Origin of the sequence: Streptomyces bicolor, assembly GCF_000719285.1 — a bacterium.
Taxonomy (GTDB): Bacteria; Actinomycetota; Actinomycetes; order Streptomycetales; family Streptomycetaceae; genus Streptomyces; species Streptomyces bicolor.
Window position 1 is genome coordinate 137,533 of sequence record NZ_JOFS01000018.1, and the last position, 24,388, is coordinate 161,920.

The 24,388-nt window shown below is 71.3% G+C and carries 22 protein-coding genes, 1 tRNA gene and 1 riboswitch; of the genes, 8 read left to right on the forward strand and 15 right to left on the reverse strand.

Going from position 1 to position 24,388, the window contains the following annotated elements; all coding sequences use genetic code 11:
* Nucleotides 1-199 precede the first annotated feature (199 nt).
* The 5 genes from IF78_RS0124090 (at nucleotide 200) to IF78_RS0124110 (ending at nucleotide 8,625) form a co-directional block, all read left to right on the forward strand.
* Nucleotides 200-3,478, forward strand: a complete 3,279-nt coding sequence (locus IF78_RS0124090; protein ID WP_031484443.1) for a S8 family serine peptidase — start codon at nucleotides 200-202, stop codon at nucleotides 3,476-3,478.
* A gap of 396 nt (nucleotides 3,479-3,874) precedes the next feature.
* On the forward strand, nucleotides 3,875-5,305 hold the full coding sequence (locus IF78_RS0124095; protein WP_031484444.1) for a PLP-dependent aminotransferase family protein: 1,431 nt from the start codon (nucleotides 3,875-3,877) through the stop codon (nucleotides 5,303-5,305).
* The gene (locus IF78_RS45105; RefSeq protein ID WP_031484445.1) at nucleotides 5,302-7,110 is read left to right on the forward strand and encodes a class II fructose-bisphosphate aldolase; all 1,809 of its coding nucleotides are present in this window, start codon (nucleotides 5,302-5,304) and stop codon (nucleotides 7,108-7,110) included. Before IF78_RS0124095 ends, IF78_RS45105 begins: the two co-directional genes overlap by 4 nt.
* Nucleotides 7,107-7,586, forward strand: a complete 480-nt coding sequence (locus IF78_RS0124105; RefSeq protein ID WP_031484446.1) for a YbaK/EbsC family protein — start codon at nucleotides 7,107-7,109, stop codon at nucleotides 7,584-7,586. The genes IF78_RS45105 and IF78_RS0124105 overlap by 4 nt, the downstream gene beginning before the upstream one ends.
* A gap of 64 nt (nucleotides 7,587-7,650) precedes the next feature.
* On the forward strand, nucleotides 7,651-8,625 hold the full coding sequence (locus IF78_RS0124110; protein ID WP_078662558.1) for a DMT family transporter: 975 nt from the start codon (nucleotides 7,651-7,653) through the stop codon (nucleotides 8,623-8,625).
* 111 nt (nucleotides 8,626-8,736) lie between these two features.
* On the opposite strand, the gene IF78_RS0124115 is transcribed toward IF78_RS0124110, so the two are convergent.
* The 14 genes from IF78_RS0124115 to IF78_RS0124180 form a co-directional block, all read right to left on the reverse strand.
* The gene (locus IF78_RS0124115; protein ID WP_051828134.1) at nucleotides 8,737-10,059 is read right to left on the reverse strand and encodes an MFS transporter; all 1,323 of its coding nucleotides are present in this window, start codon (nucleotides 10,057-10,059) and stop codon (nucleotides 8,737-8,739) included.
* Between the two features lie 38 nt (nucleotides 10,060-10,097).
* Entirely contained in the window at nucleotides 10,098-11,255 is a 1,158-nt protein-coding gene (locus tag IF78_RS45110) for an ATP-grasp domain-containing protein (protein WP_051828136.1), read from the reverse strand.
* The gene (locus IF78_RS0124125; RefSeq protein ID WP_158751489.1) at nucleotides 11,252-11,911 is read right to left on the reverse strand and encodes a metallophosphoesterase family protein; all 660 of its coding nucleotides are present in this window, start codon (nucleotides 11,909-11,911) and stop codon (nucleotides 11,252-11,254) included. The genes IF78_RS45110 and IF78_RS0124125 overlap by 4 nt, the downstream gene beginning before the upstream one ends.
* Nucleotides 11,912-11,931: 20 nt before the next feature.
* Nucleotides 11,932-13,134 (reverse strand): ATP-grasp domain-containing protein, encoded by a 1,203-nt coding sequence (locus IF78_RS0124130; protein WP_031484455.1) that lies wholly within the window; start codon nucleotides 13,132-13,134, stop codon nucleotides 11,932-11,934.
* Complete coding sequence (locus IF78_RS0124135) at nucleotides 13,131-13,463, reverse strand: glutaredoxin domain-containing protein (protein WP_031484457.1); 333 nt, start codon at nucleotides 13,461-13,463, stop codon at nucleotides 13,131-13,133. The genes IF78_RS0124130 and IF78_RS0124135 overlap by 4 nt, the downstream gene beginning before the upstream one ends.
* The gene (locus IF78_RS0124140) at nucleotides 13,463-14,605 is read right to left on the reverse strand and encodes a pyridoxal-phosphate-dependent aminotransferase family protein (RefSeq protein ID WP_031484459.1); all 1,143 of its coding nucleotides are present in this window, start codon (nucleotides 14,603-14,605) and stop codon (nucleotides 13,463-13,465) included. Before IF78_RS0124140 ends, IF78_RS0124135 begins: the two co-directional genes overlap by 1 nt.
* Nucleotides 14,602-15,102 carry a YjbQ family protein gene (locus tag IF78_RS0124145; protein ID WP_031484461.1) on the reverse strand — a complete coding sequence of 167 codons (501 nt, stop codon included), beginning with the start codon at nucleotides 15,100-15,102 and terminating at the stop codon, nucleotides 14,602-14,604. Before IF78_RS0124145 ends, IF78_RS0124140 begins: the two co-directional genes overlap by 4 nt.
* Nucleotides 15,099-16,220, reverse strand: coding sequence for a phosphoenolpyruvate carboxykinase (ATP) (locus IF78_RS0124150; protein ID WP_031484463.1), 1,122 nt, complete (start codon nucleotides 16,218-16,220; stop codon nucleotides 15,099-15,101). Before IF78_RS0124150 ends, IF78_RS0124145 begins: the two co-directional genes overlap by 4 nt.
* Complete coding sequence (locus tag IF78_RS0124155; RefSeq protein ID WP_051828138.1) at nucleotides 16,217-17,158, reverse strand: isocitrate lyase/phosphoenolpyruvate mutase family protein; 942 nt, start codon at nucleotides 17,156-17,158, stop codon at nucleotides 16,217-16,219. Before IF78_RS0124155 ends, IF78_RS0124150 begins: the two co-directional genes overlap by 4 nt.
* On the reverse strand, nucleotides 17,155-18,183 hold the full coding sequence (locus IF78_RS0124160) for a beta/alpha barrel domain-containing protein (protein ID WP_051828140.1): 1,029 nt from the start codon (nucleotides 18,181-18,183) through the stop codon (nucleotides 17,155-17,157). The genes IF78_RS0124155 and IF78_RS0124160 overlap by 4 nt, the downstream gene beginning before the upstream one ends.
* A complete protein-coding gene (locus IF78_RS0124165) occupies nucleotides 18,180-18,746 on the reverse strand; it encodes a thiamine pyrophosphate-dependent enzyme (RefSeq protein ID WP_199921422.1) in 567 nt (188 codons plus the stop codon). Before IF78_RS0124165 ends, IF78_RS0124160 begins: the two co-directional genes overlap by 4 nt.
* Nucleotides 18,689-19,390, reverse strand: a complete 702-nt coding sequence (locus IF78_RS43850; protein ID WP_324617287.1) for a thiamine pyrophosphate-binding protein — start codon at nucleotides 19,388-19,390, stop codon at nucleotides 18,689-18,691. Before IF78_RS43850 ends, IF78_RS0124165 begins: the two co-directional genes overlap by 58 nt.
* Before the next feature lie 295 nt (nucleotides 19,391-19,685).
* Nucleotides 19,686-20,330: a GTP cyclohydrolase II gene (locus IF78_RS0124175; RefSeq protein ID WP_031484471.1), complete on the reverse strand. Its 645-nt coding sequence runs from the start codon at nucleotides 20,328-20,330 to the stop codon at nucleotides 19,686-19,688.
* A gap of 111 nt (nucleotides 20,331-20,441) precedes the next feature.
* Entirely contained in the window at nucleotides 20,442-20,957 is a 516-nt protein-coding gene (locus IF78_RS0124180; protein WP_031484473.1) for a MarR family winged helix-turn-helix transcriptional regulator, read from the reverse strand.
* An 83-nt stretch (nucleotides 20,958-21,040) separates the two neighbouring features.
* On the opposite strand from IF78_RS0124180, the gene IF78_RS0124185 reads away from it, so the two are divergent.
* The 3 genes from IF78_RS0124185 (at nucleotide 21,041) to IF78_RS0124195 (ending at nucleotide 23,873) form a co-directional block, all read left to right on the forward strand.
* On the forward strand, nucleotides 21,041-22,177 hold the full coding sequence (locus tag IF78_RS0124185; RefSeq protein ID WP_031484475.1) for a dihydrofolate reductase family protein: 1,137 nt from the start codon (nucleotides 21,041-21,043) through the stop codon (nucleotides 22,175-22,177).
* A 102-nt stretch (nucleotides 22,178-22,279) separates the two neighbouring features.
* Nucleotides 22,280-22,353, forward strand: a tRNA-Met gene (locus tag IF78_RS0124190).
* Between the two features lie 322 nt (nucleotides 22,354-22,675).
* Nucleotides 22,676-22,833, forward strand: a riboswitch (cyclic di-AMP (ydaO/yuaA leader).
* Nucleotides 22,834-22,844: 11 nt separating this feature from the next.
* Complete coding sequence (locus IF78_RS0124195) at nucleotides 22,845-23,873, forward strand: M23 family metallopeptidase (RefSeq protein WP_031484477.1); 1,029 nt, start codon at nucleotides 22,845-22,847, stop codon at nucleotides 23,871-23,873.
* A gap of 87 nt (nucleotides 23,874-23,960) precedes the next feature.
* Here the strand turns inward: IF78_RS0124195 and IF78_RS0124200 are convergent, their stop codons facing one another.
* Complete coding sequence (locus IF78_RS0124200; protein ID WP_031484478.1) at nucleotides 23,961-24,191, reverse strand: hypothetical protein; 231 nt, start codon at nucleotides 24,189-24,191, stop codon at nucleotides 23,961-23,963.
* Nucleotides 24,192-24,388 lie beyond the last annotated feature (197 nt).

Consider the following 24,388-nt stretch of genomic DNA (forward strand, 5'->3'; position numbering starts at 1 on the left):
CACAGCCTGGTCCGTTAAGTCCCCAGTGGCGTATGGCGGATATACGCCAGTCCGCGATCTCCTCTCCATGAACTATCAACAGAAATCGGTCCCTTGAGGGAAGCTAGGCGATCATCCGGGATCACATTCCGGACCGCGGCGGTCGAAGGTGCTCGATCCGGCCGCCGACGTCTACATTCCTTCAGCACCAGGGATCACCATGCCCACCACCCCCCACCCGGCCCCGATATCGGGCGCGAAACGCATCGCCCGTATCGCCGTGGCCGCAGGCCTCGTCGCCGCCCTCTCCGCGGCCGGGCCCATACCCCTCGCCCTCGCCGCGGACGGCCAGCAGGCTCCCGCGGCCGACCCCGGCGTCAAGTCCGCCCACGACAAGCTCGGTTCGGACGACGCCGACCTCCTCGCGGAGGCCAAGGCACAGCGCGACAAGACCGTCACGATGATGATCGCCACCGCACCCGGCCAGACCGAGAAGGTCGCCGCGGAGCTGGACGCGATCAAGGGCGGCTCCGTGGGCCGTACCTACGACAAGCTGGGCTACGTACGGGCCACCGTGCCGACCGGCAAGGCGGACTCGGCCATCGCGGCCGCCGCGAAGCTCTCCTCCGTGCAGGCCATCGACCTGCGGGACGAGATACCCCTGGAGGAGCCGAGCCTCGACGGCGGCACCAAGTCGAGCGCCTCCGCGGCCACTTACCCCGGCCCGGACGAGAACACCCCCGCGAAGAACCCGTACAACCCGTCCTTCGAGACGGGCGCCGTCGACTTCGTGAAGAAGAACCCGAAGGCGGACGGGCGCGGCGTGACGATCGGTGTCCTCGACACCGGTGTCGACCTCGCGAGCCCGGCGCTGCAGAAGACGACGACCGGCGAGCGCAAGATCGTCGACTGGGTGACCGCCACCGACCCGATCGTCGACGGCGACGGCACCTGGCGGGCGATGACCACCTCCGTCTCCGGGCCGTCCTTCACCTTCGGCGGCAAGAGCTGGAAGGCGCCCGAGGGCTCCTACCTGATCAGCACCTTCCGTGAGGCCGTCACCAATCAGGGCGAGGCCAAGGACGGCGACGCCGACGGTGACGTCAACCGCGACGGCGACAAGACCGACGACTGGGGTGTCCTGTACGACCCGGCCGCCGGCACGGTCACCGTCGACGTCGACGACAACGGCGACTTCACCGACGACACCCCGATGAAGCCGTACAAGGACGGCCACCAGGTCGGCCACTTCGGCACGGACGACCCGGCCACCGATATCCCCGAGTCCCAGGACTTCGTCGTGGAGGTCCGCAAGGACGTCCCGATGGACCCGCTGGGCGGCGACTGGGTCGGCAAGAAGGCCGACTTCGTCAACGTCGGCCTCACCGCCGGCGCGCACGGCAGCCACGTGGCCGGCATCACCGCCGCCAACGGCATGCTCGGCAGCAAGCACATGAACGGCGCCGCCCCCGGCGCGAAGATCGTGTCCTCGCGGGCCTGCGTCTTCGGCCCCGGCTGCTCCAACGTCGCGCTCACCGAGGGCATGATCGACCTCGTCGTCAACCGCGGCGTCGACGTCATCAACATGTCCATCGGCGGCCTGCCCCCGCTGAACGACGGCAACAACGCCCGCGCCGAGCTGTACACGCGGCTCATCGACACGTACGGCGTGCAGCTGGTGATCTCGGCGGGCAACTCCGGTCCCGGCGCCAACACCATCGGCGACCCGGGCCTGGCCGACAAGGTCGTCTCGGTCGGCGCCGGTGTCTCCAAGGAGACCTTCGCCGCCAACTACGGCACCGGCGTCGAGAACAAGTACCAGCTGTTCAACTTCTCCTCGCGCGGCCCGCGTGAGGACGGCGGCTTCACTCCGACCGTCGTCGCCCCCGGCGCCGCGGTCAGCCCGATCCCGGCCTGGATGCCCGGCGCGCCGATCGCCGAGGCGGGCTGGAAGCTGCCGGCCGGCTACGCCATGTACAACGGCACCTCGATGGCGTCCCCGCAGGCCGCGGGCGCGAGCGCGCTGCTGCTGAGCGCCGCGAAGCAGAAGGGCATCGCCCTCACGCCGCAGAAGCTGCGCACCGCGCTCACCTCGACCGCCAAGCACATCGAGGGACTTCAGGCCTACGAGGAGGGTGCCGGCCTCATCGACATCCCCGACGCCTGGAAGGCGATCAAGGCGGGCGCCACCGCCCACGACTACGCCGTCAAGGCCCCGGTCGACACCGCGCTCGACCAGGCGCTGAAGACCCCGGGCTTCGGCACGGGCGTCTACGACCGCGAGGGCGGTCTGAAGGCCGGCCAGAAGAAGTGGTACGACGTCACCATCACCCGTACGTCCGGCCCGTCCGGGTCGCTGCCGCACGTCCTCCGTCTGGCGAACAACAAGGCCCGCACCTTCTCGATCGTCGGCCCGAAGGTGGTCGACCTGCCGCTGAACAAGGCGGTGACCGTCAAGGTCCAGGCCGCGCCCAAGCACGCGGGCATCAAGAGCGCGATCCTGGTCGCCGACGACCCGCGGACCGTGGGCGTCGACAAGCAGATCCTCAACACCGTCGTGGTCTCCACGCCGGTGAAGCACACCTTCACCGCCTCCGGCTCGGTGCAGCGCAACAACTTCAAGTCGTACTTCGTGACTGTCCCGGAGGGCACCAAGTCGCTCCAGGTCACGCTGGGCGGTCTGAAGGAGGGCAGCCGGACGGTGTTCAGCGCGATCAGCCCGTACGGCACCCAGGTCGCCGACGACGACGTGAAGACGACGGACATCGCCCGGTACGTGGACCCGCTGCCCGGCGTCTGGGAGATCGAGGTCGACTCGCGCCGTACGTCGGCCCTGCTGGACAACCCGTACAAGCTGAACGCCACCGTGTACGGCGCGTCCTTCGACCCGGCGTCCGTGACCGTTCCGGAGGCCAAGGTCGGCACGCCGGTCGCCGCCTCCTGGACGGTGACCAACAAGATGGAGGCCGTGGAGGGCACCCTCAAGGGCGGTGCGCTCGGCTCGTCGAAGACCGCGCGGCCGACCATCAAGGGCGGTGAGACGCAGACCAGCACCGTCGAGGTGCCCGAAGGCACCACGTCGCTGGACGTCGCCATCGGCAAGGTCTCCGACCTGGGCTCCGACCTCGACCTGTCGGTGTACGACGCCGGGGGCAAGCTCGTCGGCCAGTCCGCGGACGGTGACTCCGAGGAGTCCGTCTCCATCGCGAACCCGGCCGCCGGCACCTACACCGTCGAGGTCGTCGGCTTCGAGGTGCCGTCCGGCTCGACCGAGTTCGACTACCGGGACGCGTTCTTCTCCACTGCGCTCGGCTCGGTCACCGTCGACGAGTCGCCGGTGAAGCTCGGCACGGGGGACACCGCGAAGGTGTCGGCGAACGTCACCGTCGCGCGGGCCGTGCCCGAGGGCCGGCAGCTCTTCGGTGAGGTACGGCTGGTGAACACGCGCGGGACGACCGCGGGTGTGGGCGGCGTGACGATCGAGAAGGTCACGCCGTAGGCCTGATACGGCAGTTTGGGGCGGGTGTCCGGAATTGGACACCCGCCCTTTCGTTTTGCCGCGCACAAGAGCGTGATTCGGCCAGGCCGAGTTCGGCGGAAGGTGGTGTTTCGGGGGGAGTTCTGTGCCGGTCGTCAGGGTTTCTCGGTGGCTGGAGGGCGGCTGGATTTCGACCGCGCAAGTTGATCTTTGACGTGTACAGTCGGCGCCGTTGACGTGCTGATCTCTCCGGGCAGGGTCCCCGGCGGATCGGGGGAGGGCGCGTCGGGCCATTGCCCCGCACAGTGTGGTGCGTGGGGGCCTTCCCTCCTGTCGCGGTCGACATTCTCCCTGGTTTTCTCTGTGGTTTTCCGGCCGGATTTCCGGCCGAATGTTTGTGCAAGCGGGGGTTGATTCATGCGTGTCGTCGAAGAGGCCGAAGAGATCATCGAAGAGGCCGCACGAGGTGACGTCGAAGAGGCATCGAGCGGTGACGTCGGAGAGGCCGCGAGCGGTGATGTCGCAGAGGCGTGGTCCGACGGCCGGGTGGAGCAGCTGCTGGAGCGGCTCGCCTCGGACTTCGTGCTCGACAACAGCTACCGTGAGCAGCACCTGAGCCTCACGGCCAGCGAGAACTACCCGAGCAAGCTGGTGCGGATGCTCGGCAGCGGACTGCAGGGCGGGTTCTACGAGTTCGCCCCGCCGTATCCCACCGAGCCGGGCGAGTGGGCGTTCCCGGACTCCGGCGCGAACGCGTCGCTGGTGGGGAAGCTGACCGGGATCGGCCGGCAGCTCTTCGAAGCGGCCACCTTCGACTGGCGGCCCAACGGCGGATCGGTGGCGGAACAGGCCGTACTGCTGGGCACGTGCGGGCGCGGTGACGGCTTCGTGCACTTCGCGCACAAGGACGGCGGGCACTTCGCCCTGGAGTCGCTGGCCGCCGCGGCCGGCGTCAACACGTACCACCTGCCGATGGTCGACCGGACCCTGCTCATCGACGTGGACCGGCTGGCCACGCTCGTGGCCGAGCACCCCGAGATCAAGCTCGTCATCCTCGACCAGTCGTTCAAACTGCGCTGGCAGCCGCTGGCGCAGATCAGGGCCGCGCTGCCGGAGGGCGTCTTCCTCGCCTACGACGCCAGCCACGACGGTGCCCTGATCGCGGGCGGAGTGCTGCCGCAGCCGACCCTGCTCGGCGCCGACGCCGTACACGGCAACACGCACAAGACCATCGCCGGTCCGCAGAAGGCGTACATCGCCTTCCGGGACGCGGACCATCCGAAGCTGCGGCCGGTGTCGGACTGGGTGTGCCCGCAGATGCAGAGCAACTCCCACGCCGAACTGATCGCGCCGATGTACGTGGCGCTGTCCGAGGTCGCCCTCCACGGCCACGACTACGCGCGGCAGATCCTCGCCAACGCGGCGGCCCTGGCGGGTGGGCTGCACGAGGAGGGGGTGCGGGTCTCCGGCGAGTCCTTCGGGTTCACCGAGACCCACCAGGTGCACGTCGTCACCGGGTCCGCGAACGACGCGCTGCGGCTCTCGCTCGGCGACCTGGCGCTGGCCGGCATCCGCACCACCAACATCGAGGTGCCCGGCGCCAACGGCCTGCACGGCCTGCGGCTCGGCGTCCAGGCGATGACCCGGCGTGGGCTGCGCGAGGCGGAGATGCGCGAGGTGGCCCGGCTGGTGGCCAGGGTCGTGCTGCGCCGTGCCGAGCCCGCCGCCGTCCGCGCCGAAGTGGCCGACCTGCTCCAGCACTTCCCGCTCGACCGGCTCGCCTTCTCGTTCGACTCCTACGTCGACTCGCCGGCCGCGGCCCGGCTGCTCGGGGAGGTGTTCCGGTGAGCGCGCTTTCGGCAGTACTGCCGGGTGCGGCCCTGCGGCGCCGTACCGACGCGCCGCACGCCGTCATCAGCGCGGAGGTGTGGCACACGGAGTGGGCCCGGCCGCTGCTGGAGGAGTTGGGGCTGCGCACCGTCATCGCCGACGAACGGCTGACGGCCGAGCGGGTGCTCGACACGCTCGCCGCCCAGTCGGTGGCGTTCGTGTGCGAGGAACTGCCGGTCAGCGGGCTGGCCGCGTTGACCTGGGTGGCGCGGCGCATCGAGGCGCTGCGCCGCGACGACCCGCTGCTCGGCGTGGTGTTCATGGTGGAGGACCCCAGGGCGCTGGATCCGCGGGCCCTCGGGCCGCTGGTGCGCACCCTCACCCCCGGTGACACCGACCTGCCGGCCTTCCTCGAGGAAGTGCGGCGGGTACGGCGGGAGGTCCACTGGGAGCTGCGCAACCGGCGTCCGGAGCTGCCGGCCGCGCCGGCCGGGACGCGCCCGGAGCGGTGGAGCGGCACCGTGCCGAACTTCAACGTCAAGCATCCGTCCATGCTGCTGCCGTACGCCCTGCTGTCCGCGCGCACCGGGCGGGACGTCTACTGCGAGATCTCGCCCCAGGAGGCGCTGCTGTTCGTCGCGGACAGCGGGGGCCGGGGGCCGCTCGCCGCCGTCGCCGAGGTCTTCCGGACCCTGCAGCGGGATGTCGACCGGCTCAACTCCGCCCTCGGTTCCCGGCTTCGGCTGCACCTCGACCACGCCGACGACTACGAGGTCGTACGCGCGGCGTGCGAGGCCGGGTTCGACTCGGTCATGGTCGACGGGTCCGGTCGCACGCTCCACCAGAACGTGCTGTTCACCAACGCGGCCACGGAACTGGCGCGGCGCTACGACGTCCTCGTCGAGGGGGAGATCGGCTGCATCGACAGCGCCGGGCTGCGCAAGTGGTCCAAGACGACCACCGGTGACTTCACGCGGTTCGTGGCGGACACCGACCTGGACTTCGTCGGCGCGCACATCGGGCAGTTCCACAGCTTCGACTACGGCTTCGCGGCCACGCGCCGGTCGCTGGCCGAGATCGGTCTGCTGGACGACCGTGCCGTCGGAGACGACCTGCACGCCTTCGCCGAGGCGTGCGCGCGCGTCGAGGGGGCGCTGACCGATGCCGGGCTGCCGGCGTACTCGGCGGAGCACCGGCTGGTCGCGGCGCTGGCGCGGCAGGCGATGGAGGCCGGCGGGGCGGATGCGGACACCGGGGTGGACGGAGTGCTGCGCGCGGCGCGGGCACGGGTGCCGGTGTTCCAGCGGCCGCTGCTGGACGTGCTGGAGAAGGAGTGGCTGGAGCGGCGGCTGGCCAAGTCGCGGCGCAAGGCCGAGCTGTGGGACGGGGTGTTCGCGACCGAGCCCGCGCGCGAGCACCGCTACGCCGCGATCGACCACGGGCTGGTCCGCGCCCTCACGGGTGTCCTGCGGGGCACCGGCCGGGGGCTGGTCGTGCACGGCGGCAGTTCGCTCTCCCGGGTCGACCTCGCCACCCTGCCGGCGCACGGGGTGGCCCGGGTGAACTTCGGCAGCGGGGTCTACGCCGACTACCTCGAAGCGCTCCGCGCTCATCTTCCGGTCGACCTCAAGTCGCCTTCGAGTGACGGGACTTGGAAGCATGTGCGGCGCATGTCGTACCTTGCGGAGGCGACGCGCGACTGGCGGTCCTGGACCGACGCGCCGCCGTCCTTCGTCGACACCTTCGTCAGCCGGCTGGAGCGGTGCTACGCCGCACCGCTCCGTGGCCGTACGCCCGCAGAGCCCGTGGGAGGCCGTAGTTGAGCCCGTTCGAGCAGATCATCGACATCCTCGACCGTGAGAAGGCCCGCTACCGGGTCGTCGAGCACGCGGCCGAGGGGCGGTCGGAGGAGGTGTCGGCCGTGCGGGGTACGACGGTGTCCCAGGGGGCCAAGGCGCTCGTCTGCCGGGTGAAGGGGATCGACTCCCCGGCGGTGCTCGCCGTCCTGGCGGGCGACCGCCGTGCGGACCTGAAGAAGGTCGTGGCCGCCGTCGAGGGCAAGAAGGGCGGCTTCGCCCCGTCCGAACTGGCCGAACAGCTCACCGGCTGCGCGGTCGGCGCGATTCCGCCGCTGTGGCTCTCCGGGGAGGGCCTGCCCGTGGTCGCGGACGCGGACTTCCTGGCGGCGCACGAGGAGATCGCGTTCAACGCGGGGCGGCTGGACCGGTCCGTGGTGATGGCCACGGAGGACTATGTGCGGATCGTGGGGCCGGCGGTGGCGTCCATCGCGGCGGAGTAGCGTCCGGAGTGTCTGATCCGGGAGAGCAAGCGGGGCCACGGGGGCCCGGAGAGGGTGTTTCGGTTTGCGGGCGAAGGTTGTCGCGCAGTTCGTCGCGCTGGCGTGTGCGTGGGGTTCGAGTTTCCTGTTCATCAAGGTCGCCCTGGAGGGGCTGACACCCGCTCAGGTGGTGTGGGGGCGGCTGGTGCTGGGCGCGGTGGCGCTCAGCGCGGTGATGGCGGTGACGCGCAGCCGGATCCCCCGGGACCCGGGGCTCTGGCTGCGGCTCACCGTCGTGTCCGTACTGCTGTGCGTGGTGCCGTTCCTGCTCTTCTCCTGGGCCGAGCAGCAGATCTCGTCCGGCATGGCGAGCATCCTCAACGCCACCACCCCGCTGCTCACCCTGGCCGTCGGTACGGTCGCCCTGACCGACGAGCGGCTCACCCGGCGCCGGACCGCGGGGCTGCTCACGGGGTTCGCCGGTGTGCTGGTGCTGATCGGCCCCGGCGGACTGTCCGGCGGCGGGCACCTCACGGCCCAGCTCGCCTGCCTGGCCGCCACCACCTGCTACGGCTTCGCCTTCGTCTATCTGCGCCGCCATGTCACCCCGCGCGGGCTGCCGGCCGTGCCCATCGCCTTCGTGCAGGTCACCATCGGCGCACTGATCATGCTCGCGGCCACTCCCTGGCTGGCGGCGCCCGCACCGCGTGTCGACGCGCGCATCGCGCTGAGCATGCTGGCGCTGGGCGCGTTGAGCACCGGTCTCGCCTACCTGTGGAACAACAACATCGTCCAGGCCTGGGGCGCGGTGAACGCCGCCGCCGTCACCTACCTCACGCCCGTGGTCGGCGTCACGGCGGGAGTGCTCCTGCTGGACGAGCGGCTGACGTGGAACCAGCCCTTCGGCGCCGCCCTGGTCATCGCCGGCATCATCGCGGCCCACGGCGCGCCCGAAGCGGGGGCCGGGGCGCGGGGTGCGGCGGCGGTTTCGGGGCGCGGTGAGAACGTCGCGTCCGACGCGGTGGTGGAGGCCGAGCCGGTCAAGGGCGCGGCTCGCTGAGACGGCGCCCCACCGAGCGGCGCGGTCAGGACGGCCGTGCCGCTCGGCGGGAACGCCAACTCGCCGGCGTACTGGTCGTCGTCGACCGTACGAGGCGGTCGTACGGCCCCGTCATCCCGTCGACGGCGACGGCGACGGCTCGTGCCGTACGGCGCCCCGTGCGCGCAGGGCGAACGGGGCCGCCGCGCCGGCCACGGCGAACAGGGCGCCCAGGGCGAGCCAGCCCGCGCGTGGATGGTCGCCGAGGCACAACACCGCGATCAGAGCTGGGGCCACGGCGGTGGCGGCGCCCCGGCCCAGGGAGAAGAAGCCCTGGTACTGGCCGTGCATGCCGTCCGGTGCGAGCGAGAAGCTCAGCCCGAACGAACCCGCCGACAGCCACAGTTCGCCGAGGGTGAGAGCCGCCGCGAACAGCAGCAGCAGCGCCGTCGCGGCCCAGCCGCCCATCCCTCCGGTGAACGACACCAGCGCGCAGGCAGCGAACAGCGCGATCCCGGAGCGGCGGCACATCCGGGCCGCCCGCCCGTCGTCCTCGGCGCCACGGCTGAACCGGATCTGGAGGCAGATCACCATCACCGTGTTGACGGCCACGATGCCCGACACCAGGACCGGCGGCGCCTCGGTGTGCCGCAGCACCCACAGGGGCACGGCGAAGGACAGGATCTGCGCCTGCAGGGAGAGCACGCCGCAGATCAGGGTGACGGCGGCGTACCGCACGTCGCGCAGGACCTGCCAGCCGGATCCGGAGCGCTCCGCCTTCCGCGGGCCGGCCGCGACGGGGGTCCCCGCGCGCGAGCGCAGCCGGCGCAGCGGCACCGCGGCGGCAGGGTAGGTGAGCGCCGTGCACCACAGGAGCGCCATGTATCCGGCCGCGGTGTCGGCCTGGATGACCAGGGCCGACGCCGCCGCACCGATCGTGATGCCCACGTTGGTGACCACGCGCAGATAGGCCCGCAGCCGCACCCTCTCGGCACCCTCTCCCACCGTGGCCACCAGCGCTCCGCGCGCCGCCGTGCTGCCCTGCTCGGCGAGGAGGAAGACCAGGACGAGCGCCAGGAACGCCGGGAAGGTGCGGGCGAAGGCCAGCGCCGCCATCGTGGCGAACTGGATGCCCAGCAGGACCGTGTACGTGCGCCGGGGGCCGAAGCGGTCCGCCAGCTTGCCCAGCGGTACGGCGCCCGCCAGGGCCACGATGCCCGCGAGGGTGAGACCCGAGGCGACCTGGTGCACGGGCAGCCCCACCACCCGGGTGAAGAACAGGGTGCTGGTGGTCAGGTACAGGCCACTGCCGACCGTCTTGACCAGCCACGACACGGCCAGCAGCCGGGAGTCGCCGGGCGGCGGCAGAAGGGCGCCGAGCACGGCACGCGCCCGCCCCGGCGACGGTGGCCGCGGGGCGGAGGCGGTACCGGCGGCGGCGTCCGGCGCGGACACCGCCGTATGCGACCCACCGCCCTCGGTCGGTGGCCGTTTCACCGTGCGGCCACCGCCATCGTGTGCAGCCGGGCGATGAACGCCTCCGCGGACGCCTCGTCGGCGGCGGTGAGGTAGGCCTCGAGGTGGCCCGGGCTGGCGCACTCCTCCGGGGTCAGCACCTCCAGTACGCCGGGGAGGGCGGCCACCGACTCCCGCAGGCCGGGGAGCGCGGGCAGCCGGGTGCGGCCGACGATCCCGGAGCGCGGCGGGCCGGCCGGGCGGCTGGGCCGCTCCCCGGTCGAGACCCGGACGAACTCCTCCCACAGGTCCACTCCGAAGGCGTGCCACCACATGCGGGAGATGCCCATGCCGCCCGGCCGTATCGCCACTTCGCCGATGACCGGGCCCGCGGCGGTGCGGAACACCTCCAGGTGCGTGACCCCGGCCGGCAGGCCGAGGGCGGCGACCACCTCGTGGTGCAGCGCCAGGACCTGCTGTGCGAAGGGGTCCGTCTGGTCGGCCACGTACCCGCTGTTCAGGCTGGGCGTGGTGACCGGCGGCGGGAGGAAGTAGCGCGAGACGGCCGCGCGGGCCACCTCGCCGTCCTGGACGACGCCGTCGCAGTGGTACTCGTGCGTGAACTCCACCAGGCGCTCGACCTGGACCGGCAGGCGCCGGTCGGCGACGTCGGCGAAGGCGTCGGCGCGGTGCCGCTCGGCGAACTCCTCCGGCGAGGCCACGCGGTGGGTTGACTTCGACGCGGCGCCGAACACCGGCTTGATCACGACGGGCCATCCGGTCCGTCGCGCCGCCCGGGGCACGTCGTCGACCGTGGCCGCCTGGGCGTAGTCCGTCACCGGCAGCCCCGCGGCGCGCAGCCGGTCCTTCATCGCCCGTTTGTGGGTGGCCCACAGGGACTGGTCCACGCCGGGTCCGTCCACCCCGAGCAGGGTGCGCACCAGCCCGCCCGCCACCACGCTCTTCTCGGTGGCGGCGATCACATGGTCCACGGGACCGCTCGCGGCGAGTTCGTACGCCGCCCGCTCCACCTGTGTCAGATCGGCGAAGCTGTCGACGTACGCCACGTCGTGGTCCCGGTACAGGTCGGCGTACACCTTGCGGGTGATGACGCGGACGGTCACGTCGGGCCGGCGCGCCAGCGCCTCGAGGACCTCCGGCTTGTCGGAATTGAGCAGGAGCACCTGCCTGGTCACGTGTTCTCCAGTTCGGCGTGGTGGTAGGTGACGGTGGCGGCGGCCTCGTCGACGACGGCCCAGACGGGGGAGGGGCCGCGGTCCGGTGCGCAGCGGGTGACGGAGCCGACGTTGACGACGTAGCGGCCGTCCGCCGCGAGCGGCACCGGCTCGCCGAACCGGAACGGCACACGCACCGCCTGAGCCGGACCGTCCCCGACGGTCCGCACCCGGTACAGGGCACTGCGGTGGTGGTGCCCGTGGACCAGTGCCCGGCCGGGGAAGTCGGCGTCCACCGGGCACCACAGGCCGGGCTCCAGTTCGCGCCACGGCAGCGGATGGCCGTGGCAGTACAGGGCGAAGCCGGTGCGGTGCTCCAACGGGGCGTCGAGCAACGGGCGGGCCCAGCCGGGCAGTTCGGGGTCGGGTACCAGGGAGCGGATCCGCTCCTCCTGGTTGCCCCGCACGAGCAGCACGCCGTCCAGGAGCCGGGCGAGTTCGGGATTCGGGTCGAAGACGTCCGTCAGCCGGCCGCCGAACTCGTACCCGGGAGCCTCCCGCTTCCCGATACGGCACTCGAAGACGTCGCCGAGACAGACGACCCGGTGCACCTCCTGCTCCCGGATCCGTCGGAGCACGGCCCGCAGCCGGGCGGTGTCACCGTGGATGTCGGTCACGACGGCAAGGCGCACGGCACTCACTCACCCGTCTCGATCAGCACCCGGCCGGCCAGCTCCTCGCAGAGCCGGGCCGCCTCGGCGGCGTCCGCGCCGTCGGCGATCACATGGCCGCAGCGGTCCTGGGAGCGGCGCACCGGGCCGACGCGGTCGCCGACCTCGACGTCCAGCCGGACCACGGCGGTGGAGTCGCCGAGGCCGGGCACGGTGATCCGGCGGACCGTTCCGGGCGGCGGGGTGAGGAACCTGATCGCCGCTCCCCGGCGGGCGAGGGGCGCCCCGGCCGGCGGGGGCAGCAGGCCGAGCGGGCAGCCCGCGGTGAGGCGCACCACGTCCAGGCCGTAGGCCCGGCGCAGCAGTTCGCGGATCTTGTCACCGCCGATGCGGTTATGGGACTCCAGGACGCGCGGGCCGCTCCCGGTGACCTTGACCTCGGTGTGCGCGGGGCCCTCGACCAGCCCCACCGCGTCCAGGAAGGTGACCACCAGGTCGGCGACGTCGTCCAGCACGGGCGCGGGCAGGGTGCTGGGCAGGGTGTGCCCGGTCTCCACGAAGGACGGTCCGACCAGCTTGTCGGTCACGGCGAGGACGGTGTGCGTCCCGTCGTGGGAGAAGGTCTCCACGCTGATCTCGGGCCCGTCGAGGTACTCCTCGGCGACCGGCCGGGTGCCGCCCGCCGCTTCGAACGCCCGCCAGGTCTCGTCCGCGGCCTCGGGCCCGGCCAGCCGGAACACGGCCTGGCTGGCCGTGCCGGCGGCCGGTTTGAGGATCACCGGCCCGCCCGTCGTACGGCAGAACTCCGCGAGGTCGGCGGATCCGCGCGGCGCGGCGGTGCGCACCGGGGCGATCCCGCGGGCGTTGAGGAGTTCCCGCATGCGCCGCTTGTCCTGCAACAGGCCCACGGTGTGCAGGGAGTTGCCGGGGACGCCGAGCCGTTCGGCGACGGCGGCCGCGGGCAGCAGGCCGCGCTCGGTGAGGGACAGCACGCGGCCGAAGGGGCGGTCCGCGTGCAGCGGGGCCAGCGCCGAGTGCAGGGCGTCGGTGTCCGTCAGGTCCACCGCGAGGACCGTGTCGGCCGCCGCGGCGTGCGCCGGCACCGGTTCGGCCGGGTCGTGCACGAAGACGGTGTCGACGCCCAACGCCTTTGCCGCGGCCACCAGTTGGGGGGTGCCCGCGAGCACCGCGAGACGCGGCGTCGCGGGCACCTGCTGCCCGGATGTCATCCGACGGACTCCGGCCGGGTCGTCACCGCGGCCTCGGCTTCCGGGGCCGCCGGGGCGGCTCCCGCCGGTGGCGCCACCGCGTCCGGGTCCCCGAACCGCTCCTTGAGGTACGCGATGATGTCCGCGTTCTCCCGCAGCTTGCCCGGGATCACCGTCGCCCCGTCCACCAGGGCCGGGATGAACTTGCTGCCCGTGGTGCGGATCAGCTCGTGCCGCTCCTCGCGCGGCTTGGGCACGTTGATGTTGATGTAGGACACCTGCAGCTTGGTGAGCAGTTCGCGCACCGGCTTGCAGTCCGGGCAGGTCTCGCGCTGGAACAGGACGAGCATCAGCGGCCCTCCTCGTGGAACGTGCGGATGATCTCACCGACACCACAGCCCGGCGTGAACCGGTGGCCGAGGTCGAGCAGGGCCATCTCCAGGGCGCCGAAGACGGCGCTCAGATCGAGGGCGTCGGCCGCCCCCACGTGCCCGACCCGGATCAGCTTGCCCTTGAGGTGGGCCTGGCCGCCGGTCATGGTGAGGCCGTAGGACGCGGACAGCGTCTTCAGCAGCTGCCCGGTGTCGATGCCCTCGGGGGCGAGCGCCGAGGTGATGACGTGGCTGCGGCGGTGCGGTTCCTTGACGAAGGTGGTGAACCCGAGGGCGAGCAGGGCGCGTTCGGCCGCCCTGCCGAGGGTGGCGTGCCGGGCGCGGAAGGCCTCCATGCCCTCCTCGTTCAGCATCTTCAGCGACTCGTGCAGGGCGAGCAGCAGCGACACCGCGGGGGAGGAGGACGACATCGGGTAGAAGTGCCGCAGCCGCTCGAACGACCAGTAGTAGTTCGGCCCGCTCGACCGCTCGACCGCCGTCCACGCCTTGTCGGACAGGGCGACGAAGGCGAGTCCCGGGGGCAGCATGAAGCCCTTGTGGGAGGCGGCGAGGACGACGTCCAGACCCCACGCGTCCATCTCGAGCGGATGGACGAGCAGACCGCTGATCGCGTCGACGACCACGACCACGTCGGTGTCGCGGAAGATCCGGCCGATGGCCTCGACGTCGTTCAGCGCACCGGTGGAGGTCTCGCTGTAGACGACGAACGCGCCCCGGATCTCCGGGTGTTCACGGTAGGCCGCGGCCACCCGCTCGGGGTCGGCGCTGGTGCCCCAGTCGCTCTCCACGACGTGCACGACGAGGCCGTAGTTGCGGCAGATCGCCTGGAAGCGCTCGCCGAAGTAGCCGTTGGAGACGACCAGGACCTCGTCGCCGGCGGAGAAGCAGTTGGCGACCGCGGCCTCCATCGCGCCGGTCCCGGAGGAGGCGATGGTGTACACCGGGGCGCTCGTGCCGAACAGCGGGGGCAGACCGCCGCTGATCTCGTGGATCAGCTGCTCCATCTCGGTGGAGCGGTGGTGGATGATCTCGCGGGCCCCGGCCAGCAGCAGGCGCTGGGGCACTTCGGTCGGTCCGGGTGTGGCCAGCCGCAGCTTCACCGGCTGTCCTCCTTAACGTCGTTCCGCACGTCGGTGTCGGTGTCGGTGTCGGTGTCGGTGTCGTGGGCGGCGGGTGCCGCGGACCGGGGCGCGTCGACGAAGACGCGGCGGGTGGCGGGCTTCAGGTCGAAGTCGAAGAGCACCACGCGGTGGCTCGGCGACATGGCGAGGCGGCCGTCCCGGAAAGGAACGAGCAGACTGGTGCCGAGCAGCGACGACTTCAGGTGGGAGAAGCCGTTGGGGTCGGCGGTGGTCAGCTCGTGCAGATAGCGGCTGCCGTCGGCGGGGGACTCCGGCGCGATGCGCTCCAGGGTCCGCAGCAGGTCCTGTACGGCGCCCGGCTCGTACCGCATCACGGTCAGCCCGATGGTGCTGCCGTGCGCGAACACCCCGGCCAGCGCGTCGCCGGTGCCGTGCTCCTGAAGGGCCGTGGCGATCCGGTCGGTGAGGTCGTAGTGGGAGTTGAGGCCGGTGCTCTCCACCGTCAGTTCGATCACCGGGCCACCTCCGCGGGCCCGGCGATCACCGACGGCACGTTCTCGGCCGTCAGGTCGCCCGGCCCGGTCACGGTCCAGGCCGGCACCCCGGCCAGGGCGGCGGTGATGCGGGCGAGTTGCGCGGTGTGGGCGGCGCGGCCGTCGTCGAGGTAGTGGTGCCAGCCCGCGTTGGCGCCGTCGAACGCCGACTCCACGTTGGCGCGCAGCACATCGGCGTGCTCCTGACGGCTGCCGGCCAGCGGCTCCACGACCGTGCGGTCACCGGGGCCGATCGCCGGGTGCAGGATCGCCGCCACGGGCACCCGCACCCCGACCGGGCCGCTCGGGAAGCGGTCCCGGAACGGCAGCGGATCGACGGCGAACTTGCCTATCGGCGAGAACGCGTGGCCCTCGGTGGGCACATAGTCGTCCCCGATGCCGGCGATCTCCCTGAGCCCCGGGTACTTGGCGACGGTGCCGTAGCCGAGGTGCGGGTAGTCGGGCCAGCCCGCGGCGACGACGGAACCGTCCGGCAGTTCGTGCAGCACGGTCTTGTCGCCGCTGAGCACCTGGTAGCCGAAGTGCTCCACCAGTTCCAGCAGCAGCGTGCTCTTGCCGGCCCCCTTCGCCCCGGTGACCAGCACGACCTGGCCGTCCCGGTAGGCGGCGGTGGCGTGCAGCACCGCGGCGCCGGTGTTCTCCTGGTGCTTCAGCACGAGGTCACGCACCAGCTCGACCAGGTCCATATGCCCGCCGGCCCCGAGCGCCACGTCGATGACACGGGCGGCGCGGTCGAAGACGAAGCGGGTGCCCGTCTTGGTGCACTCCAGGTACTCGCGGCCGTCGTGTACGGCCCGCCGGGCCGGGACGGTGAAGAACGCGCTGGCGCTCTTGCGGAGGTAGATGTCCTCCTGCGGGGTCCCGGCCGCGGGGGCGAGGTCCGCCGGGTCCGTGGCGCGTATCCGCAGGGTCGCGACCGGCTCGCGGCCGGTGTCGTCGGGCTTCGCCTCCTCGGCGGTCAGGTGGGTGGCGAGGAAGGCCAGCGCGTCGTCGATGTCGGCGCCGTGCTCCACCTCCAGGTCGAGCTGGGTGCCGTGGAAGTCCAGCCGCAGGGCGGTGGCGGTGGGAAGGGTGGTCACTGTGCTGCCTCCGCGAGTTCGCGTCCCAGGGACTCGTAGCGCTCCTGCTGTGCCAGCATCTGGGGAGCGCGCTGCAGGTCGAAGATCTCCTTGACCGGGACGAGTTCGGCCTCCACATGGTGGGTGGTGCCGTCCCGCATGATCCGGGTGAGGGTGTCCCGCATGGCCCGGATCGAGCTGCGCAGCGCCTGGTTGGCGTAGATCGCCATGGCGAAGCCGCGCTGCTCCAGCTCCTCGACGGTGACCTGGTTGTACGTCGTCGGCACGACGATCACCGGGAGGTCACCGCGGTAGGCCTCGCGGAAGGCGAAGACCTCCTCCGGGTCCTTGCGCTTGGAGTGGATGAGCAGGGCGTCCGCCCCGGCGCGCTCGTAGACGTCGGCCCGGCGCAGCGCCTCGGCCATGCCCTGCCCGGAGATCAGCGCCTCCAGCCGGGCCACGACGACCATGTCGGTACGGGTCTCGGTGGCGGCCCGGATCTTGCCCGCGAAGTCGTCCAGCGGGGCGAGATCCTGGTTGCCCTCGATGAAGCTGTTGAGCTTGGGGAACTGCTTGTCCTCGATGCACACGCCGGCCACGCCACGCGCCTCGTAGGAGCGGATCATGTGGATGACGTTGTTGACGTTCCCGAACCCGGAGTCGCAGTCCGCGAGGACGGGGGTGTCCACCGCGGCCGCGAGGTCGGCCGCCGCGTCGAGGCACTCGCCCATGGCGAGGATGTTGGCGTCCGGTACGCCGGCCGAGGCGGAGATCTCCAGCCCGCTGGCCCAGATGACGTCGAAGCCGGCCTCCTCGGCGAGCCGCGCGCTGAGCGGGTTGTGCGCGCCCATGGCACGGGCCAGTCGCGGGGCGTGCAGCGCGGCGCGCAGCCGCTGGGCGGCGCTGCGGGGGGTCGCGCCGGTCCCGGCGTCGTGCTGGTGCGGTCGGCTGTCGGTCATGCTTGCCTTCCTTCGGTCAGTTCCTGTTCGTCGGCGGCCAGTTCCCGGCACACCTGCTCGACCGTCTCGTCGAGGACCTTGCGCGGCCGCGCCGCGCCGATCCGCCGCCCGACCTGCCACGGGTCGAGCCCGTGGCGGGCGCTGATCTTGTCGATGCGGTCCTGGAAGTAGAAGTGGTGGTCGTTGATCCCGGCCGCGATCTCGGCCCGGCGCACCGTCATGGGGCGGGGCAGCACCTGCTCGGCCACGTACTCGGCGGCCTCGCAGACGAGCGGCAGATCGGCGTGGGTCTCGTACTTGGGCCAGGCGGTGAGGAAGGCCGCGGCCTGCTCGGTGGCGAGGTTCCCCGCGCCCCGGGCCATCGCGCCCAGCGAGGCGTCCAGCCAGCCGACCCCGGCGTCCAGGCCGGCCAGCGCGTTGGCGGCGGCCAGACCGAGGTTGTTGTGGGCGTGGATGCCGAGCGGGATCGGCAGCCGTTCGGCGAGCAGTTCGATGCGCTGCCGTACGTCGTCCGGGGTGAGCGCGCCGAAGGAGTCGGCGATGTAGAAGACGTCCGGCATCTCGGAGGCCACGGTCTCGGCGATCGTGGCGAGTTGGTCGAGCGTGGTGTAGCTGACGGCCATCAGGTTGACGCCGGCCTTCAGGCCCAGCGCGCGCACGGCACGGACGTACTCCGGTACCCCGTCGATGTTCCACGGGTAGGCGGCGATGCGCACCATCGACACCGGGCTGTCGCCGAGGTCGGCCATGGCTGACACGGGGCACACGGTGGGGACGACCATCACGGCCAGCTCGGCGTGGGAGACGTCCGGCAGGGCCGCCAGGTACTCGGGTGTGCAGTGCGCCGAGGGACCGGCCGTCGCGCTGGCCCTGCTGCCGGAGCCGCCGCGGTAGCCGACCTCGATGACGTCGACGTGGGCGGCGTCCAGGGTGCTGACGATGGTGTGCACGTCGGTGGGGGTGAACTGCCAGTCGTTCTGGTTCCCGCCGTCGCGCAGGGTGCAGTCGAGCAGGATCGGTTTCACGCGGCTCCTCCCGTGCCGGCCGTGGCCAGCTCGGCGCGGAAGCGCGACACCAGCTGCTGGGGCGTCAGCTCCACGCGTTTGCCGGCCGGGTGGGTGCGGGGCGCGCATCGGATGCGCACCAGCGCGGGCGTGCCGGTGAGGTCCAGGGCGGCGAGCTGGTCGAGGTCGTCCACGGTGTACGCGGCGGCGTAACCGGCCGCGAGGGCCATGGCCGCCGGGTCGCCGAGGGCCGCGGTGCGCTGGCCGCCGGTGCTCTCGTGGGCGCCGTTGTCGAGGACGACGTGCACCAGATTCGGCCGGTGCTCGGCGATCATCGGCAGGCAGCCCGGGTTCATGGCGTAGGAGCCGTCGCCGTCCAGGACCAGTACCCGGCGTTCGGGGTGGGCCAGCGCGATGCCGAGGCCGATCGGGGCGGCCATGCCCATGGAGCCGACCAGGTAGAAGTGGTTGGCGCGGTCGCCGATGTTGTACAGGTCGCGGGTGATGTAGCCGCAGGTGCTCACCGTCAGGGCGGACGGTTCGCGCTCCAGCAGCGCGCCGATGGCGTCACGGATGTCCAGCACGGCTCACACCCCTTCCCGGACGATGAGTACGGCGGTGCTGCGGCCGGAGTCGTACTGCTTGAGGAACGCCTCGACCGAGTCCTCGGGCCGTTCGTTGTCCGCACGGTCCAGGGCAGCCCGAACACGTCCAGCAGCCGGGTGAGTTCGCGACCGATGACGTCGTGCTCGACCGCGTCGTTGCCCCCGTGCCCGCGCCAGCTGACGACGATCGGCAGGTGGACGTCGTAGATGAGGTTGAACGACGTGAGGACGTTCAGCGAGTAACCGAGCCCGGAGTTCTGCATGAGGACCACCGGGCTGGCTCCCGCCACGGCCAGGCCCGAGGCCACTCCCAAGGCGCTGTCCTCGCGCGGCGCCGGTATATAGGTCGCCGGGCAGTCGGGTTCCTCGAGCAGCCGGAAGAGCCCCTTCAAAAGAGAACACGGCACTCCGGTGAAGTGCGAGTGCCCGTGCCTTACGAGGGCATTGAGCAGGAGTTCCGCGGTGGTCGCCCCGGACCTTTCGCTTAACGACGAAACAGCTTGCACGTGCGGCCTTCCTTCTGACGAAGCACGGATGCGGCCAGGCCGACGGAAGGCGTCTATGTGCCCCCCGACGAAGTGGATCTTGCATGAACGTCGAGGGAATCCGCAATGGCGTTCCACGATTCAAGAATTCAGTTTTCGATGGAATGATTCGGCGCATATCCCGCCTTGACCGGCATTCCGTGAACCTGAGGGCGGCCGAATCTCCACATCTTGATGTCTCGATTTCGACGTTTGAAATCAGGCCCGAGCGTGAAAGGCGACAAAACGCTTCGGGGGATTTCCGGGAGTTTTGCCTTGATTTCGATCGGTCGCCGCAATTCACCGAGGGTGGAACGCGAAAGGGCCGCCTTTCGAGAGGCGGCCCCTGTCGGCATGTTCGAGGTACTGCTCGCTGCGCGGCAGCGCCGTGGCGTCAGCCGGCGCTGAGCTCCGCGAGGTCTCCCAGCGGGAGCGTGTGCTGGGTCTGGAGGACCTTGGCGCGCAGATAGCGGACGTTGTCCGGGGTGGCGAAGACGCCCGTGGGCACCCGGTCGCGGACCTCGATGCCGAGGGCGCGCAACTGCTCGGCCTTGTCGGGGTTGTTGGAGAGCAGGTCGAGTTCGCGGACGCCGAGGGCGGTGAGCATCTGGGCGGCCGCCGTGTAGTCGCGGTCGTCCTCGGGCAGGCCCAGGGCGGCGTTCGCGGCGTAGGTGTCGAGGCCCTGGTCCTGCAGGGCGTACGCGTCGAGCTTGTTGTAGAGGCCGATGCCCCGACCCTCCTGGCGCAGGTACAGCAGCACGCCGCCGCGCTCCGCGATGCGCTCGACGGCCTCCCGCAATTGGGGACCGCAGTCGCAGCGGGCCGAGCCGAAGACGTCGCCGGTCAGGCACTCGGAGTGGAGACGGACCAGCGGGGTGGTGCCGGGAGCCGGGTCGCCGAGGACGACGGCCACGTGTTCCTGGCCGTCGGTGAGGCCGTGGAAGGTGACCAGCTCGGTGTCGACGCGGTAGCCGTCGTGGAAGCGCAGCGGGACCCGGACGCGGGCGCGCTGGGTGGCGGCGGCGGTGAAGTCGGGCATGCGGGTTCTCCGGGTTCCGTACGTGACCGTCTGCTTCAGATTTGAAGCAGCTCCTCGGACCAGGACCCTACCCCATGCTTTAAATTTGAAGCAACAAATTTGTCGCGCGGGTCACGAACAGGACTTGGAGGACCGCCGGCGCCACGGCACGTCGTCCGTGCCGGCGTTGGCACCCTCCCCCTGGAACCCCTCGCCGACCGCTGTGAAGATCTCCTCCAGCTGCCCCACCTGCTCCGGGGTCAGCCGGTCGAAGAGCAGCGACCGTACGGTCTCCACATGACCGGGTGCCGCCTGCTCCAGAACCCGCATCCCCTCGTCGGTGAGGGTCGCGATGCTGCCCCGCTTGTCCCAGCGGCAGTTCTCGCGCCGCAGCAGACCGTCCTTCTCCAGCCGGGAGACGGCGTACGTCAGCCGGCTGCGGGTGATCTTCAGCCCCTCCGCGAGATCGGTCATGCGCAGCCGGCGCTCCGGGGTCTCGGACAGGGTGGCGAGGATGGAGTAATACAGGTGGGGCATGCCGGCTTCCTGCTGGAGCTGCCGGTCCAGCGCGTCCTCCACGAGCATGGCGGCGGCGATGTACGCGCGCCAGGCGCGTTGCTCCTCGGGGGTGAGCCAGCGAGTCGTCATGAGACCAGTGTAGGTTTGTTTCAAACTTGAACCAAGCCCCGCCTTGCCCCGGTTCCACTCCGGCTCCGAAAGGGAGCGCGCCGATGCCCTCGTCGTACCCCTACGTCCTGCTGTCCGCCGCCGTCTCCCTGGACGGCTACCTCGACGACACCACCCCCGAGCGCCTGCTCCTGTCCAGCCCCGCCGACTTCGACCGGGTCGACGAGGTACGGGCCTCCGTGGACGCGATCCTGATCGGCGCCGGCACGATCCGGGCGGACAACCCACGGCTGCTGGTGAACTCGGCCGAGCGCCGGGCCGCGCGGGTGGCGTCCGGCAAGCCCGAGTATCCGTTGAAGGTCACGGTCAGCGCGTCCGGCGAGCTGGAGTCGACGGCGAACTTCTGGCACACGGGCGGCGAGAAGATCGTTTATACGACGGAGAAGGGCGCCGAGCGACTGCGGCGGACGCCGGTCGCGGCGGACGTGGTCGCGCTGGGCGCGGAGCTGGACTGGCGGGGTCTGCTGACGCACCTGCGCGAGGTGCGGGGCGTCGAGCGGCTGATGGTCGAGGGTGGCGGCACGATCCACACGCAGTTGCTCCAGCAGGGGCTGGCGGACGAGCTGCAGCTGGTGGTGGCGCCGCTGTTCGTCGGCGACCCGGACGCCCCGCGGCTGTTCGGGCCGGGCGGATATCAGGGCGGACGGCTGCGCCTGCTGGAGACCCGGCGCATCGAGGACGTCGTGCTGATGCGCTACGAGCCCACGGCGCCGGGGACGGGTGTCCTGCCCTCCGCCGCCGACCGGCACTGGCTGGCCCTGGCGTGCGACCTCGCGGCGCAGTGCCCGCCGTCGGAGACGGCGTTCAGTGTCGGGGCGGTGGTGGTGGCCGCCGACGGGACCGAGCTGGCGCGCGGGTACTCCAGGGAGGGCGGCGACCTCGTGGTGCACGCGGAGGAGGCGGCGCTCGCGAAGATCGCGCCGGACGATCCGCGGCTGGCGTCCGCGACGGTGTACAGCAGCCTGGAACCGTGCACCCGCCGTGCCTCCCGGCCCATGCCGTGTGCGCGGCTGATCCTGGTGGCCGGGGTCCGGCGGGTGGTGACCGCCTGGCGGGAGCCGGACACGTTCGTGACGGGGGCCGACGGGAGCGGGGTGCTGGCGGCCGAGGGGGTGGACGTCCTGGTGCTGCCGGAGTACGAGAAGCGGGCCAAGGCGCCCAACGCCCACCTGACGTTCTGACCCGATGCGGCCCGCGGACCGACCGGAAAACGCTGGTCAGGGGTGGGCCCTGGAAAGCCGTGTGCTTCGGACCCCGCTGATGGCGTACTATGGACTCATCGACGCGGGGTGGAGCAGCTCGGTAGCTCGCTGGGCTCATAACCCAGAGGTCGCAGGTTCAAATCCTGTCCCCGCTACTGAAGGCTCAGGGCCGGAACTGATCAGTCAGTTCCGGCCCTGAGTGTTTTCCCCATGTCTCCGTCGAGCCGTCGTACGGCACCCTTGATCGTTGTTACCAGCCGTGAGCGGGCGACCGCCCTCCGCATAACAACTGACATACTGTCAATGCCTGTGTGACTCCTGAGCCTTGGTCAACTCGCCCGATTTAGGCCGCTCATGACCCGTAAGTCCAGGCGAAAATCGTTAATGATCAAGTGGAACAGCTTGGAATCCGCACCTCGGGTCTATTAACGTTCGATAACGCAGCGCGGTCGTCCCAGCCGTCACAAGAGACGGCTCCGTGCTCATGCGCCGAGTCCCGCAAGGGAGCCGGGGAACCACCACCCTGGGGTGAATCGCACGGATTCCGCCGTGAAGTCACGGTTGGTATACGCGCGTAGGAGACCTTCCTGCTCCGAACCCGTCAGCTAACCCGGTAGGCGAGAAGGAAGGAAAGGAGTACGCCCACGTGGCGTCCAACAGGCCTGCTCCGCAAGCCCCGTTCGTGCCGAGTCAGCGCAGCACCGACACCTTCGGCTACGACCGCTACCGCACCGACGAGGGCCCGTTCGAGGAGTGGAACCCCACCGCGGAGTCCATTCGTCCCGTACGTGGCAGGCACCGCGTCGCCAAGCAGCGTGGTGGGGGACTCGCCCGCAGCTCCACGGTTCTCGGCGTCGGCGTCATAGCCGCCGTCGGCGCGGGCGGCATGGCCAGCGCGAACAGCGGCAAACCGCCGGTCGCCATCACCATGCCGGACCTGCCGCTGATCTCCGACGACGACTCCGCCGCTGCCGAGGACGCGACCACCGCGCTCAGCACCATGGGGGAGACGGCCCAGGAGACCGCGCAGGGCACCAGCACCGACGCCGGTGAGGCGCTGCGCAGCCGGATCATCGCGCAGGCCGAGCTGCAGCAGGACCAACTCGACAGCAAGGCCGCCGCGGACGCGATCGCCGCCGCCGAGAAGGAGGCCGCCGCCGCGGCCGCCAAGGCGGAGAAGGAGGCCGAGGCCAAGGCCGCCGCCGCGAAGGCCAAGGCCGAGGAGGAGGCCCGCAAGAAGGCCGAGGCCGAGCGCCTCGCCGAGCTGGCCAAGCAGTACGCGCTGCCGACCTCCTCGTACACCGTCACCTCGACCTTCGGTCAGGCCGGCGCCTACTGGTCCTCCGGCTACCACACGGGCCTCGACTTCGCCGCCCCGTCCGGCACGCTGATCAAGGCGGTGCACACCGGCACGATCACCTTCGCCGGCTGGGACGGCTCGTACGGCTACAAGACGGTGCTCACCCTCGAGGACGGCACCGAGATCTGGTACGCGCACCAGTCCTCGATCAGCGTCAGCGTCGGCCAGAAGGTCAACACGGGCGACGTCATCGGCCGCGTCGGCGCCACCGGCAACGTCACCGGCGCCCACCTGCACCTCGAGGTCCACCCCGACGGCAGCACGAACGGCATCGACCCGATGGCCTGGCTGCAGGGCAAGGGCCTCTCGGTCTGACCCCCCCGGGGGGGCAACCCCCGATCGCGTAGAGACGCCGGCGAGGCAGAGCATGCCCTCGCCGGCGTCGCTGTCGTGCGAGGGCGGTCAGGGATCACAGGTGCCGGACTGGCCCGCGCACTGCCAGCCCGAAAAGCCGCCCTCGGGGTTGTCGATGTCGTTGTCGAGCTGGAGGAATCCCCAGACGACGGTGACCGTGAACGCGACGGCGGCCAGGGCCAGCAGCCACAGGACGCCCGTCTTGACCTTCGCTTTCCAGCGTTGATCCGGCTCGCGGGCGGGCCGGGCGGCGCTGGGATCGTGACGACCGCTGCTCATGCGCAGACCGTCATCTCGTCGGAGCTGCCGACGACGTCGAAGTCGACGGCTCCTCGACCGTGGCCGGTGCGGACACCAACGTATGGGCCGGCCTCGGATCGGCCGGTCGGCTCATCGCCGCCTCCCCCAGGGCCGGTTGACCGGCCCTCACCCCCGTACAGAAGAAAGCTTCCCTCACCCTAGGTGTTCCGCTTGGG